This window comes from Serratia sp. AXJ-M, from assembly GCF_046531865.1.
Lineage (GTDB): Bacteria > Pseudomonadota > Gammaproteobacteria > Enterobacterales > Enterobacteriaceae > Serratia > Serratia liquefaciens.
Genome location: NZ_CP059395.1, coordinates 68,246 through 82,069 on the forward strand (window position 1 = coordinate 68,246; position 13,824 = coordinate 82,069).

Consider the following 13,824-nt stretch of genomic DNA (forward strand, 5'->3'; position numbering starts at 1 on the left):
GCCGAAAAGTGCACTGAGTGCGGAGAATGAAAAATTGAGTATCATCCCCCTCGAGATGGGACAGAATTCACGTAGCGCGATCAGTCTGCCTGGCGGCTTTGCGCGCGCCATCCGGCTGCGCGAAATGGCCCTTGCCGCCGATCTGGATGTGCCCCGCTACCTGCTGGCGCCGGAAATTGCGGTGCTGCTCGACTACCTGCCCGATCTGCGCCAGCGCATGCTGATCGAAACGTTGTGGAATACCGGTGCCCGCATCAACGAAGCGCTGGCGCTGACGCCGGGGGATGTGTTCTTCAACGCCGACCTGCCGTTTGTCCGGCTGCGCACCCTGAAGCAGCGCGTGCCCCGCCCTCGTCGGCGACCGACCAAAGAAGAGCAGCAGCTGTGGGAGGCCCCGTTCCGGGCGGTGCCGTTGCCGGATATGGGTTACGTGCGCCGGCTGCAAGAATACTTTGCGACGTTCAAACTGCTCACCCGACGGGCGACGCCAATGTGGGATGTGGCCAGCCAGGAAACGCCCCGCAATTGGCTGAAGGCGGCGATCGCGCGGGCGGAACGGGACGGCGTGACGTTCTCGGTACGGCCGATCACCCCGCACACATTCAGGCACAGCTATGCGGTGCATCTGCTGATGAATGGGGTGCACATCAAGCAGGTGCAGGCGCTGATGGGGCATAAGCGCCTGGAAAACACCGAGGTGTATACGAAGATTTTTGCGTTGGACGTGACGCCGGATCTGACGTTCTCCCTGTCGGTAGATGAGGCGCGCGGGTTGCTGGTGCTGCCCGCCACACGATAGTCGTCGGGTGTTTTGCAGATAATCGCAAATGCGATTTTACAGAAAAGCGTAATTAATGATTTCAGTATTGACCTTGCCCGCGGTTATGCATACACTGCAATTTAATCGTAATTGTTAGTTTGCGGAAATGCGATTTTACTGAAAATCGTAATAACTCATACCAGGAGAGCCTGATGATTATCTCTGTACTGAACCAGAAAGGGGGAGTCGGCAAAACCACTCTCAGTGTGAATATCGCCGCCCGCCTGGCAGCGGATGGTGCGCGTGTGTTGCTGCTTGATGCTGATCCTCAGGGCAGTGCCCTCGATTGGGCGGCGGCAAGAGAGGAAGAGTCCGCTTTCCCGGTGCTGGGTTTACCGCGCGCAACGCTGCATAAGGATATCGGCAAGTTCACCCAGGATTATGACCATATCGTCATCGATGGACCACCTCGCGTCACGGATCTGGCCCGTTCCGCCATCATGGCCGCAGACCTGGTCGTTATTCCTGTTCAGCCCAGCCCGTATGACGTTTGGGCGGCACAAGAAGTGGTCACTCTGATCCATGAAGCCAAAATTTATAAAGAAAACCTTAAATCTGTATTTGCGGTTAATCGTAAAATCGTAAATACTGCGATTGGCCGCGATGTGGGCGAGGCGCTGTCGACGTATGAAACGCCGGTGCTGAAGGCCACGGTTTCACAGCGCGTGATTTTCGCTGAGGCCGCCGCGGTCGGCAAAGCGGTATTCGAACTTGAACCGGATTCCGCCGCGTCAAAAGAGATACGTGCCCTGGTTAACGAGATTTTGGAGCAATAAGCATGAGTGGGAAAAAAGTGACTTTTGGGGCCAAGCCAACCAAACCGGCCCCCAGTGCGGATGCCTGGGTGGAAAGCCGTTCTGTTGAAGAAGAGCCACTGCCGGTCGAGAAAATGAAGCGACTCACGATTGATATCCCGGAGAGTCTCCATAAAGCTATCAAGTCTGCCTGTGCTCTGCGGGGTACCAAGATCGCCGATGAAGTGCGTGAGCTGTTGTACAACAAATACGGAAAAGAGTAATTCTGTATTTAACGTTTTACGATTATGCGATTTTAAGATTAAACGCTTTTGCGTTTAGGATGAGACGGTAGGGCAGGCAGGTTACGACTCATCATGGCTGTCGAGCCGTAGCTCCCTGCGTACCGTTTGAAAGCTATCATTACGATTATCTGTATTTAATGAAAATAACATTTCATTAAATACAGAAATCAGTAACGACTATGCCACTCGTGGGCGCTCCTCGCGCAAATCAATGTGCAGGCCCATCATGGCCATGGTGAGCCTCACCTGGACGGCGCTGGTGACGGCAACCAGGTTGGATAATTCGAGTTTTTGGCGTGCCTTCTGCAGGTGAGGCCGTTGTGCAGAACTGCGTCGTCCGTGATGACGCTCAATTCTACTTGATGGTTAGGAGATTGGATCGTATCTTTTTAGAGCGACTGACCATAAACGGTAGCTCGCTGTATCTCGTGGTGGTGCGGCATTGCTCTGGTTTATGTGAAAAAACACACGCTTTGATGTGTTTTTAATCTAAAACCCGTTTTTCAGGCGCACTGATCCAGTGCCGGTGCCTGAAGCCATCGCTTTTTTTCCATCCGATGCAGCCTGTCAGAGAGCATTTTTGTGGCGTGCTCGCCCGCCATGGCGCCGGCAAAACGCAACCGGCCTTTGCAAAGAATGCACTGATACGGATCGGTGCCCAAGAACGTTTTCATCTGCACAGCGAACCCCGGCTTCTGCGGTTTTTCCCGTACCGTCATCTCCAGCGCGTCGTAGACCTTCGGCAGCAGCGTGCCCCGTTTACGGTTGGCCAGAAAACCATAGTAGCGCACCATCTTAAAATGCCGCGCCGGCATATGGCTAACGTACCGCTGCAGCATCTCCTCCTGACTGATTTTCTGGCGTTTGTGTTGCTGCGTGCGGTGGTCGTAATACTGATGCACCACAGCCCCGCCGCGATAGTGGCGCAGCTGCGAAGCGGCCACCGGCGGGCGCTTCAGATAACGGCCGAGGTATTTCACGCTACGCCAGGCGCCGCGAGTCTTTTTGGCGAAGTGTACCTTCCAGGCACGGCGATATTGCGCATGCAGGTAACGGTGCCACCGGTCTTCGTTGCGGATATAGCCGAGGCCTGGCAGGCCACCGGGGTTGATTTGCGCGTAGTTGTCGCGCAGCAGGTAAACCACGGCATTGCGCCAGATTTGCTCTACCTCTTTCTTTTTAAAGAACAGCTGCCGCCTGGTGCCGCTGTCTGATCCGCAGTACGTCGCGCAATTGCAGACCATGGTGGCCACGCTGAAAATTCCGCTGGAGCGCCGCAACGCCCGTACCGGCCGGATGGAGAAAGCGCGGCTGTGGACGATCACCGATCGGACGGTACGCAGCTGGCTGGCCGAGGCCGTGGACGCGGCAGCGCAGGATGGTGTGACGTTCTCGGTGCCCATCACCCCGCACACCTTCCGACACAGCTACGCGATGCATATGCTGTATGCCGGCATTCCACTCAAGGTGCTGCAAGCGCTGATGGGGCACAAGTCGCTCAGCTCCACGGAGGTCTATACGAAGGTGTTTGCGCTGGATGTGGCGGCGCGGCACCGGGTGCAATTCTCGATGCCTGAACTTGACGCCATAGACATGCTGAAAGGAACATGATTGCATTACTAACTCAAAACCAGCGGAGTAGGTTATCCAATGGTTCTTCTTAACAAGAAGGGAATTAATTTGATGAGTGAGATAAATTGACCCTGACCCCGAATATGATCCAGTCATAATCAGGAATTACCGGCTTCATGTTGGTTGTGTATTCTGGCAACCGGCAGACTTCTCAGCAAATTCTGACGGGGTCATCCAGCCCAGCGCAGAATGGGGACGCCTCTGGTTATAGTGTATGCGCCAGGCCTCGATTTTGCACCGTGCATCCTCCAAAGACATAAACCAGTTCTCGTTCAGACATTCCTGCCGTAACCTGCCGTTGAAGGACTCCACCGTCGCATTGTCCGTCGGTGTTCCCGGGCGTGAGAAGTCGATTCTGATGCCTCTTTCGTACACCCATCTGTCCAGCATTTTCCCTGCAAATTCAGAACCATTATCGGTTTTTAGCAACTGAGGTAAAGGACGTCTGAGCGCTATGCTATTCAGCATTTCTGCCACTTCTGTTGAACACAAATTCTGCCCCACGCAGATCCCCAGGCATTCGCGGGTGTACAGGTCGATAACCGTCAGCAGGCGCAGTCGTCGCCCGTCAAACAACGCATCAGAGACAAAATCCATGCCCCAGACGTGATTCGGATACAGACCCTGAGGCTGCGGTTGTCGGCGCTGGGCCGATTTATTGCGGCGTGGCCGTTTGAGGCGCAGCGACAGACCCTGCTCACAGTAGAGGCGGTAGATTCTTTTGTGATTATCGGGCCAGCCTTCCCGCCTGAGCATCACGTGTACCCGGCGGTACCCGTAATGAACCCGGGTTTCGGTTATCTCACGGATACGTAGCCGTAGTGCGCTGTCGTCGGCGGCCACAGAACGATATCGAAACGAGCTGCGGCTGACCCGCAGCGCAAAACAGACCTGTCTCTCACTGGCACCGTAGCGGGCTTGCAAATCCCTGACCCATTCGCGCAGGCGTGCCAGCGTCAGCTCTTTTTTGCCAGCACGTCCTGCAGCATCGCCTTGTCGAGGCTCAGATCGGCAACTAGCCTCTTCAGCCGCAGATTTTCCTCTTCCAGTTGCCGCATATGCTTCAGCTCCGAAGGAGAAATGCCGCCGTATTTTTTACGCCACGTATAGAAAGTGGCATCCGAAATGCCCAGCTTACGACAGACGTCCGGCACTGACGTACCCAGTTCAGCCTGCTTCAGGGCAAAAACAATCTGCTCTTCGGTGAATCGTGACTTTTTCATCGGCACATCCTCCGTTCAGGGGAGTCATTATCATGCCGGAATTCTGTTTCTGAATGGAGCAGGATTTTGGGTCAGGGTCAGGGTATTGTGCTTATCTTAATTATGCTCATAATTGAAATCCCCCTGGTATTTCTTGCGGGTAAAATAGCACTTAGTATAAAACGGAGTCCGATCATGGGTATTTATATTAATAGATTTTTTGGCAGTGCCATTCTGTTATTGGGCATTATCATTCTGACTACGCGTTTATTATAGTGTCTTAAGTCAGCAAATTTGAGGCGTGATTCGAACTATAAGGTTTTATGTTAGCTCCGCTATCTAGTATGCTGTTAAATTATCGTAATATTATCCTGAGCTTACAAATACTGAATAGAATGGGCGGTGTAAAGGGAATTAGCTCAGCTGCTGCTAAATGCCTTACGGCGGAAGGTGCCGTGGTTTTCATGAACGTAGCTCCCCTATGGGCTGAGGGTGCTCCACAAAATCAGCGCTAATAAACCAGCACAATATTTCTATAGGTTTTGGCTAGGTGGTTAAGAACGGTGCTCAGCACCGTCCTTCGTAAAATTAGCGGGGAGTGTCGCAGGACATTCTCCGCCAACGTCAGATATGAGATAACCCGCCGCGATTTAATGCTGTTGGCTTGATACTTCAGATGTAATCCTTTATTTTAAGCATGATATCCAATAAACCACAGAACTATTTTGCTCAGCGTCGCAAGCAGGCTCAGGACCAGCATTCTCTCTACTGAACGACTGTAACTGGTACGCAGGCCAAACCCGACACGTTCGCTTTTTTCATCTCGGAAGTTTTGCTCGATCTGCATTCGATCGACTGTACAATTTCATGATTTCACGTAGCTTAAAGTTATCCATACTACTAAGTATTAACAAGGTTCTTTGGCTGATGCAAGTTGTTCTTTCTCCGCTTTGGGGCGAGCGGCGCGTCCCTTAGAACGCTTATTTTAGCGTCCTTTTGCTTCTTTTCTGTAAAGATAAAAATATCCGTCACACCGAGAACTATGCGTTCGAGTTAACGTCCCTTTACCTAAATCTTCAGGTCGATTTTTTCCTTCCATATCAGAAAGGTGGTGTCATATCTCACCCGTCGTTTGGAGGCGAAATTTAACATTGCCACGAACACGGCCGATAAAATTCCAACCAAGCATTTTTACATGTTGGAACCAATTAGCTTGAAACCCTGCATCTGTAATAATGATAACTTTCTTCTCCGGTGCGATAGCCTTGGCCAACTCATCAAGAAAATCCTTTTGAATTAATACATTATTTTTTAGTTGATGGAACAACCTTGCTTAATAGCGATAGTGAACGACCATCACAAATGATGGCTGGCCCGCAAAACATGATAGTCTTGCGATGGATACCCACGTCAATCGCCGGTAATCACCACGAAGGAAAGTTGTCGCGTTAACATTCTAATAATGTTTTTAAAAATTAGTGGGATATCATGATAGAGAGACAAATTACGGCACTGTTGCAAAAATCTGCAGGCGATAAACTCATCGTCATCTTTTGCTGACGGAGCAGTACATGAACCCATTCAAAGACTGTCATTTTCAGCATGACATCATTCTGTGGGCGGTACGCTGGTACTGCAAATACGGCATCAGCTACCGTGTGCTGCAGGAGATGCTGGCCGAACGTGATGTGAATGTCGATCACTCCACGATTTACCGCTGGGTTCAGCGTTATGCACCTGAAATAGAGAAACGACTGCGCTGGTACTGGCGTAACCCTTCCGATCTTTGCCCATGGCACATTGACGAAACGTACGTGAAGGTGAATGGCCGGTGGGCTTATCTGTATCGAGCCTTCGACAACAGGCGCTGCACTGTTGATTTTTATATCTCCCCACGTCGTAACAGCAAAGCCACCTACCGGTTCCTGGGGAAAATCCTCAACAACGTCAAAAAGTGGCAGATCCCGAGATTTATCAACATGGATAAAGCGGCCGTATGCTTGCTCAATTCAAACGCGAAGGTCGATGCCGGTCTGACGTAGAACACCGACAGATTAAGTACCGGAATAAAGTTATCGAATGCGATCATGGCAAACTGAAAAGGATAATCGGCGCCACGCTGGGATTTAAATCCATGAAGACAACTTACGCCACCATCAAAGGTATTGATGTAATGCGGGCGCTGCGTAAAGGCCAGGCGGAAAACTTCTACTTTAGCCGAGATATGTCTGGTAAGCAGATTTTTTGAAATGTAAGGCCTTTCAATAAGACAAAAGGCTACCTCAAAGCTAACTTTGCAACAGTGCTACAATGAACCCCTTAATACATTATAGGCTATAAATTACTGTGGTTACTAAAATCAACAGAATTTAACTCATTTGCAGCTTAAGGTAATTCCCTTCTTATGACCTGCCTTTAGATTTGATGGTTTTTTGTTTTGATAAAAAGTGAGATGTTTTTTATTTTAATGCATCATATATCGATCATTTGATTGATTTGGTTTTTTTATTCTTTATTTGTGTATTTTTATTCTCAAATGTTTTGAGAAATGCCATTTTTACGATATTCTAATCCAAAAGAAAAGCACGAAGGCACTGCAGCATTAACGCCATTAACGCCATTAACGCCATTAACGCCATTAACGCCATTAACGCCATTAACGCCATTAACGCCATTAACGCCATTAACGCCATTAACGCCATTTATGCCACTAAAACTCCGTTTAGTGAATGGGTTGGAAGGAATGAGAATAATTAAGGAAGTGGCTGTTTTAGATAGTTGCTATTTTGCATTGAATGGAATGAAGCATGTAATAAAGTGTAGTGATAATCTTAGTTGTTCTTTGTGTTCAATGAGGTGTTGTGATTTTTTTTATAAACTTTCGTTAGATACGGTTATAGATGAGGTCGTTATTTTTATTGACTTTATGGATTTTAATTGTTTTTATATATTAAATTCATTAATATATTTGGCTTCGCCACCACGGGTCATCATTTCTTTTGATGTAATTAATATGCCTACATTTAAACTAATAAGAGCATTTGGAATAGATACTTTTATTTCAAGAAAAGAACAAATTTCATCAATAAAAGAATTGCTAGGTCGCGATGGAAAAGCTGGACTTTTAGTAGAATGTGGGGATGTAAATTTACTAACACCGAAGGAAAGGGTGATTATTACCGATTTATTGAACGGTGTGCGTCCAGCGGTAATTGCAAGAAAATATTGTATATCTGCTAAAACGGTAAGTGTACATAAAAGGAATGCGTTAAGTAAATTAGGTATGTCAACGTTAAATTCATTTTTTCTTGATAAAACACCGTTCATTGTTGGCTAGCCTCAACTAATTAATATTACAGTGACCAATATTCATAAGATTTAATTTAGATAACCACCTCAAAACCCAAAAGGAGTTAACATGTTAAATAATAGTTTAAGCTCAGTGATAGTATTAACCTCTATAATGAGTCCTATTGTAGTAACTGCGGCAGATAATTCCGCCGGTGGCATTATTTCGTTTAGCGGTGCTGTTACGGATACCACTTGTACCATCAATGGTGGGAAAAGCGCCGATTTTACCGTTGCGCTCAGCCCGATTTCCGTGACTGATGCGGGCACCGTGGTCGGCCCCATCACCAAAAACAAGAAATCTTTCTCGCTGACGTTCTCCGGCTGCACGCCGGCGGCGGGAACGGCCGGTACGCCGCTGAAGATCTACTTCTCTTCGGCGAGTAATATCTCTACCGACGGGAAATATCTGCTGAACAGCTCCGTGAATGAAAGCGACGCCGCCGTAGCAAAAAACGTCGGTTTTTCTCTGGCTGAGCCAGGTTCATCTACGCCGATTCCGTTGAACGTGCCTTATGTCACCAAGATCAAAGGCGATAAAACGGCGCCGGATGCCGAAACGCTGACGCTGGACGCCTATTACTACAAGACCAATGCGTTGGAAGCAAAAGTGGGGGAATTGAGTTCCAACGTGACTTACACCATTTCTTACCTGTAATTGCAATTAAGCCAGGCCTACGCCCAAGGCAAAGGCCTGGCTTCTGGGGTGACTATGAAACAGTGCTTAATCTTTGCTGGATTGTTTCTCAGCAGCTTTTGCGCCGATGCCAATATTGTAATTAATGGAACGCGCGTTATTTATCCGGAAAAAAACAAGGATGTTATCGTTCAGTTAGTCAACAATGGTGACGATCCGGCACTGGTGCAGGCATGGATTGATGACGGTGATATAAACTCGACGCCTGAAACGGCAAACGTGCCGTTCTTGTTATCCCCGCCGGTTGTGAAAGTTGCCGGAAATAATGGCCAGCAATTACGCATACAAAAAATGAGCGCGGCGCTTCCTGGCGATCGTGAGTCGGTATTTTATTTGAATGTGCTGGATATTCCGCCTACGCCGGAGAATTTGCAGGGCGTCAATACGCTGCAATTAGCCATCAAATCACGCATCAAGCTATTTTATCGTCCGGCAGGGTTAACCGGCAGTGTCAATAACATCACCGACTTCATTGAACTCCAGGCGGCGGGGAAGGGATTTAAGATTATCAACAAAGGCCCTTACTATTTTACGTTGGCCAATGTTGATCAGAAAGGCAAAAAGAATCTGTTGGTCGACTCAGTGATGGTCGGGCCGTATTCCAGCCTCTTTGCCCCGACCAAAGTTGGCGTGAGCCGGAATATCCCCTACACCCTGCTCTATATCGACGACCTGGGGGCTTATAAATCTAAAGCCATTACAGCCCGCTAACGTGAAGAACGGCCATGAAGCTTAAACTAAAATTGCTTTCGATACTGACCGCATCTTTATTCATACCGTTAAATAAAGCATCGGCGATGAAATTCGACACTTCTCTATTGGCCGGTGCGTCCAGCGAATCCGATCTGTCGCGTTTTTACCTCAATAATGACATGCCGGCAGGCACGCAAACGGTCGACGTGTATGTCAACCAGAGTTGGAAAGGGCGGTTCGCGTTGCAGTTCGGCGAACATAAAGGCGATATTAGCATCGCCCATCGTGACGCCGCCCTGTTGGGCATCGATATGAGTCGTTTGTCCATCGGGGTGGACAAGGGGCCGATCCCCGTCCAAACGTTGGTGCAAGGAGGAAGGGCGGACTTCGATGTGGGGACGTTGAGCCTTAAGCTGACGGTGCCCCAGTCGCGAGTGATTCGCGCAGAGGCCGGCTATGTTGACGCCAAATTTTGGGATCGCGGCGTGCCTGCGTTGCTGCTGGCCTATAACGCCACCTATTACCACGTGCAGTCGTTGCAGGGCGACAAGGCGTCAAACGACGATTTCTATACCGGTTTGGAATCGGGGGTCAATCTGGCGGGTTGGCAATTCAGAGACAGCAGCAATTTCCGCAGCAGTTCGCGGCAAGGCAGCGATTGGCAAAATAATACCCGCTATGTGCAGCGTGGCTTCGCCGCCATAAAATCGAACCTGACGATGGGCGATTTCTATTCGCCGGGTGATTTGTTCGACTCGATTCGGGTGCGGGGCGGCGCTTTAGCCTCGGATATCAACATGCGGCCCAATTCGCAGCAGGGCTTTTCGCCGATAGTACGGGGCGTGGCGCAGAGCAATGCCCTGGTGAAAGTATTGCAAAACGGCAACCTCATCTATCAAGAGAACGTGCCGCCGGGCGCCTTTACGCTGGACAATATATTGCCGACCGGTTCTGCGGGTGATCTGTTGGTCGTGGTCAGGGAAGCCGACGGGCGGGAACAATCCTTTACCGTGCCGTTTTCCGCCGTTCCCAACATGTTGAAGCAGGGCGTCAGCAAATATGGCCTGGTTGCCGGTAAGGTCAATCAGGCGGATACCGACTATGCGCCCGCTTTCGTGCAGGGCACGCTGCAGTACGGCTTCAATAATCTGGTCACCGGTTACGCCGGTACGATCCTCAGCGAGGACTATCGCGCCTGGCTGCTGGGCAGTGGCTGGAATCTGCCGTTCGGCGCGGTATCCGTCGATGTGACTCAGGCCTCGACGCATTTGCAGGATCGCAATGAGAATGGGCAAAGTTTTCGGATCGCCTACAGCAAGTTTTTGGACGCTACCGCAACCAACTTCACGCTGGCGGCATACCGTTATTCGACCAAAGGTTATTACAGTTTCAACGATGCCATCTACACCCATCAAGGCTACCGCGAGCGTGACAAGCGCTTTCACGATTATTGGAACGATCGGGATGACGATGAGCTTGCCCCGCTGGATTTGAATACCTGGGACGCCGTTCGCGCCGCTCGTCCGCGCAATACCTTCAATTTGAACCTGAATCAGAGGCTCGCAGACGGGTGGGGCACGCTCTATTTCTCCGGCACCCAGCGCGACTATTGGTCGGATACGAATAAAAGCCGGGAATACCAGCTCGGGTATTCAAACGCCTTCGCGCGCGTCAGTTACAACATTTCCGCGAGTCGCGTGAGAAATTCCGATCGCAAAGAAGAGACGCGGTTTTATCTCTCTCTGAGCGTGCCGTTGTCGATGTTCGACAACAATGCCTATCTCAGCACCAGCTTATCCGCCACCGATTCGCACTATCAGCAAAGCTCGCTGAGCCTGAGCGGCAATGCGCTGGAATCAAACCGTCTGAGTTATGCGCTTGCCGGCAGCAATCAAAGCGGCGGCAACAGCATGGCGAGCGTGAATGCCGCCTATCGCGCCAACGCGACGACCGTTGGCGGCTCCTACAGTGAATCATCAGACTATCGACAGTTGGGCATGAGCGCCCGCGGCAGCCTGGTGGCGATCCCTTGGCATTTGCTGGCGTCCAACGAAATGGGCAACACCATGATGGTGGTGGACGCGCCCAAGGCCAAAGGGCTGATGGTGAACGGCGACGAGAGCATCGTCACTAACGACGAAGGGCTGGCTTTGGTGCCTTACGCCACGCCTTACCGGCAAAACTCCGTGACATTGTCGGATACCGGCAACAGTTCCGGCGCCGAGATTGTCGGCAATATCGCCAACAGCGTGCCCTATGCCGGCGCCGTCAACTATTTGAGATTCGAAACCGATCGGCGTCGGCCTTATACGCTGCGCGCTTTTAAGCGCGGCAATAAGCCCCTGCCATTTGGTGCGGAGGTGGCGGATCAAAGCGGGCATGCCATTGGCTTCGTCGGGCAGGCCAGCGTCCTGTATCTGCGGGTGGAGCAGCAGCCAACGTCGCTGGAGGTCAGGCTGAATGACGGTGTCTGCAAGATTGAACGCCCGAAAATCTCGATGGACAGCGCAGCCAACACATGTCGATAAAAGGATAATTACACCATGCTCAGGATACTCGCACTGACCCTGTCCCTGTTGTTCAGCGGTTACAGCTACGCTTCATGCTATGGCAACGGCATCCAATATGCATCGCCTATCTACGTCGATTTGTCGGATAAGCTCAGCGATAAGACACCGGTCTGGGAAGGCAGTTTTTATACGCAATACAGCGGTTCATTCAATTGTGAAACACCTAGTAGTGATTTTGCTTATACCCGTATCTTGTCCACAAACAGTTCGAAAGCGACCATTCTGGGATTCAACAACGGTAAATATTGGATACGCGCGGAAATAACCAACGACATCGCCAACAAAAAACTCAGCGGTAGGGGATCGCACTCCGCTTCGGAATTGAATCAGCCGATGAATATTCGTTTCAGTCTGGTCAACAAGACGGGCACATCGATACCCGGGGACACGGTTAGCCTGAAAGACGTACTGTTCGTGACGGATATAAGCGGAATGTATTTTTGGGAAATACCTATATGGGTGGCTAAACAGTTGATCAAAATCTTGACCTGGCTGCTCAACGGCTTCAATTGGCCTTACGATCAGCGCGACATGTACGGGCAGCCGATGACCATCAAGTATGCGCCCAAGATGACGACCTGCACTTTCGACAATGCCGGCCTGGCGGTGAAGTTGCCGACGCTGGGGATATTGCAGATTACTCAGGGGGCGCAAAATGGCCTGACGCCCTTTACGCTGAATTTCAGCTGCCAGAATCGGCAAAGTGGCGGCACGGCCGATCGGGATATCAATATGTTTTTATCCAGCAATAATCTGTTGTCTTCGGATAATACGGTTTTGATAGATAAAAGCCCTGAGGCGGCAAAAGGCATTGGCATCCGGCTGGTCAAGACGGCTTCGCCGAATAATCCCGTCACGCTGTCGCTTTCCAGCGTGACGCCAGGCGCGGCGACTTCATTATTTCACGTGGGAACCGGCAATGCCTTGGATGCGCAATTTTACATCGGCATGGCGGCCTATTATTATCCTTACAGCCCCACCGCAATGAGCAGCGGAGTAATTAATACATCGGCCATGCTTAATGTAATTTACAAATAGAATTTAAATAACATTTGGCAATTTTTATGATTAAGTGATTTAATGAAATAAATGAAAGTCATAGTGAACGTAGCGCCGCTGCGGGGCGAGAACGGCAGCGGCGCTACGTTCTATTCCCATCTGATCGGAAACCGAATGCGTTATTATAATTATACTGTATTTTTAACCAGTTCAATATAAATCTGAGGGGAATGACAAGCGATAGGGCGCGACTTTCAGCTATAGAGGAACAACTCGCTCATTTTGAAGTGGATTTTTTTCTGTCTCTGGGGGGTGAGGGCCAATGGAACGAAAACGTACGTTAAGGAGATAATTCATTGTTTAATTTGAAATTTAATGCTCTCTACTTGTTTTCGATGCTAACGCTATGAAAATTAATAGCTGGTCGCCATGATGAAACCATTCATCAGCATATGCAGCAGTACCGGCATGGCCATTCCTCTCGACACAATGCGTGCAGCAATCAAAAGCAGCGATACCAGTGCCAGGATCATGAAAGTGCGGATATCCGAGTACTGGGTATGCAGGATGGCAAATACAGCTGACGTCGTGAGTGCAGACTAATAGATATTGTCTTTTAATATCTGCAACAACCCACTGAAAAGACACCCTCTGAATACCATCTCTTCGTAAACGGGAACGAGAAAGACCAACAGGAGTGTGTTAACCAAAAATACGCCGCCCCTTACCGCTTCTTGTTCGGTCATCCTGCCCCCCCCAAATATAGGCGCCCAGGTATTGGGTCAGCAGAATGAATACCGTGAATCCTGAATTACTACAATAGC

Annotated in this window: 10 protein-coding genes and 4 pseudogenes; 10 read left to right on the forward strand and 4 right to left on the reverse strand. The window is 49.9% G+C overall.

What is annotated here, in order from left to right; genetic code table 11:
• Nucleotides 1-34: 34 nt before the first annotated feature.
• The 3 genes from H0S68_RS24930 to H0S68_RS24940 all read left to right on the forward strand — a co-directional run bounded on the left by H0S68_RS24930 (nucleotide 35) and on the right by H0S68_RS24940 (nucleotide 1,838).
• Nucleotides 35-799, forward strand: coding sequence for a tyrosine-type recombinase/integrase (locus H0S68_RS24930; protein ID WP_410529604.1), 765 nt, complete (start codon nucleotides 35-37; stop codon nucleotides 797-799).
• Between the two features lie 173 nt (nucleotides 800-972).
• The gene (gene parA / locus H0S68_RS24935) at nucleotides 973-1,596 is read left to right on the forward strand and encodes a ParA family partition ATPase (RefSeq protein WP_261440463.1); all 624 of its coding nucleotides are present in this window, start codon (nucleotides 973-975) and stop codon (nucleotides 1,594-1,596) included.
• A 2-nt stretch (nucleotides 1,597-1,598) separates the two neighbouring features.
• On the forward strand, nucleotides 1,599-1,838 hold the full coding sequence (locus H0S68_RS24940; protein ID WP_201896536.1) for a plasmid partition protein ParG: 240 nt from the start codon (nucleotides 1,599-1,601) through the stop codon (nucleotides 1,836-1,838).
• A 524-nt stretch (nucleotides 1,839-2,362) separates the two neighbouring features.
• Here H0S68_RS24940 and H0S68_RS24945 read toward each other — a convergent pair.
• Nucleotides 2,363-3,004: a transposase gene (locus H0S68_RS24945; RefSeq protein WP_410529605.1), complete on the reverse strand. Its 642-nt coding sequence runs from the start codon at nucleotides 3,002-3,004 to the stop codon at nucleotides 2,363-2,365.
• A gap of 49 nt (nucleotides 3,005-3,053) precedes the next feature.
• Here H0S68_RS24945 and H0S68_RS24950 point away from each other — a divergent pair.
• A pseudogene (locus H0S68_RS24950) lies at nucleotides 3,054-3,470 on the forward strand (tyrosine-type recombinase/integrase); the annotation flags it as partial.
• 135 nt (nucleotides 3,471-3,605) lie between these two features.
• Here H0S68_RS24950 and H0S68_RS24955 read toward each other — a convergent pair.
• A protein-coding gene (locus tag H0S68_RS24955; protein ID WP_410529606.1) for an IS3 family transposase occupies nucleotides 3,606-4,714 on the reverse strand; the annotation gives its coding sequence in 2 pieces (ribosomal slippage) (nucleotides 3,606-4,453 and nucleotides 4,453-4,714; 1,110 coding nt in all).
• A gap of 490 nt (nucleotides 4,715-5,204) precedes the next feature.
• Nucleotides 5,205-6,199 (reverse strand): annotated as a pseudogene (locus H0S68_RS24960) (IS4 family transposase); the annotation flags it as partial.
• A gap of 65 nt (nucleotides 6,200-6,264) precedes the next feature.
• Here H0S68_RS24960 and H0S68_RS24965 point away from each other — a divergent pair.
• The 6 genes and pseudogenes from H0S68_RS24965 to H0S68_RS24990 all read left to right on the forward strand — a co-directional run bounded on the left by H0S68_RS24965 (nucleotide 6,265) and on the right by H0S68_RS24990 (nucleotide 13,039).
• Nucleotides 6,265-6,948 (forward strand): annotated as a pseudogene (locus H0S68_RS24965) (IS6 family transposase).
• Between the two features lie 293 nt (nucleotides 6,949-7,241).
• The gene (locus tag H0S68_RS24970; RefSeq protein ID WP_410529607.1) at nucleotides 7,242-8,030 is read left to right on the forward strand and encodes a helix-turn-helix domain-containing protein; all 789 of its coding nucleotides are present in this window, start codon (nucleotides 7,242-7,244) and stop codon (nucleotides 8,028-8,030) included.
• 126 nt (nucleotides 8,031-8,156) lie between these two features.
• Nucleotides 8,157-8,699, forward strand: coding sequence for a fimbrial protein (locus H0S68_RS24975; protein ID WP_410529608.1), 543 nt, complete (start codon nucleotides 8,157-8,159; stop codon nucleotides 8,697-8,699).
• A 54-nt stretch (nucleotides 8,700-8,753) separates the two neighbouring features.
• Nucleotides 8,754-9,449: a molecular chaperone gene (locus tag H0S68_RS24980; protein WP_004928081.1), complete on the forward strand. Its 696-nt coding sequence runs from the start codon at nucleotides 8,754-8,756 to the stop codon at nucleotides 9,447-9,449.
• 14 nt (nucleotides 9,450-9,463) lie between these two features.
• The gene (locus H0S68_RS24985) at nucleotides 9,464-11,959 is read left to right on the forward strand and encodes a fimbria/pilus outer membrane usher protein (protein WP_410529609.1); all 2,496 of its coding nucleotides are present in this window, start codon (nucleotides 9,464-9,466) and stop codon (nucleotides 11,957-11,959) included.
• 15 nt (nucleotides 11,960-11,974) lie between these two features.
• A complete protein-coding gene (locus H0S68_RS24990) occupies nucleotides 11,975-13,039 on the forward strand; it encodes a fimbrial protein (RefSeq protein WP_410529610.1) in 1,065 nt (354 codons plus the stop codon).
• A gap of 374 nt (nucleotides 13,040-13,413) precedes the next feature.
• Here the strand turns inward: H0S68_RS24990 and H0S68_RS24995 are convergent.
• Nucleotides 13,414-13,746, reverse strand: a pseudogene (locus tag H0S68_RS24995) (CPBP family intramembrane glutamic endopeptidase).
• Nucleotides 13,747-13,824 lie beyond the last annotated feature (78 nt).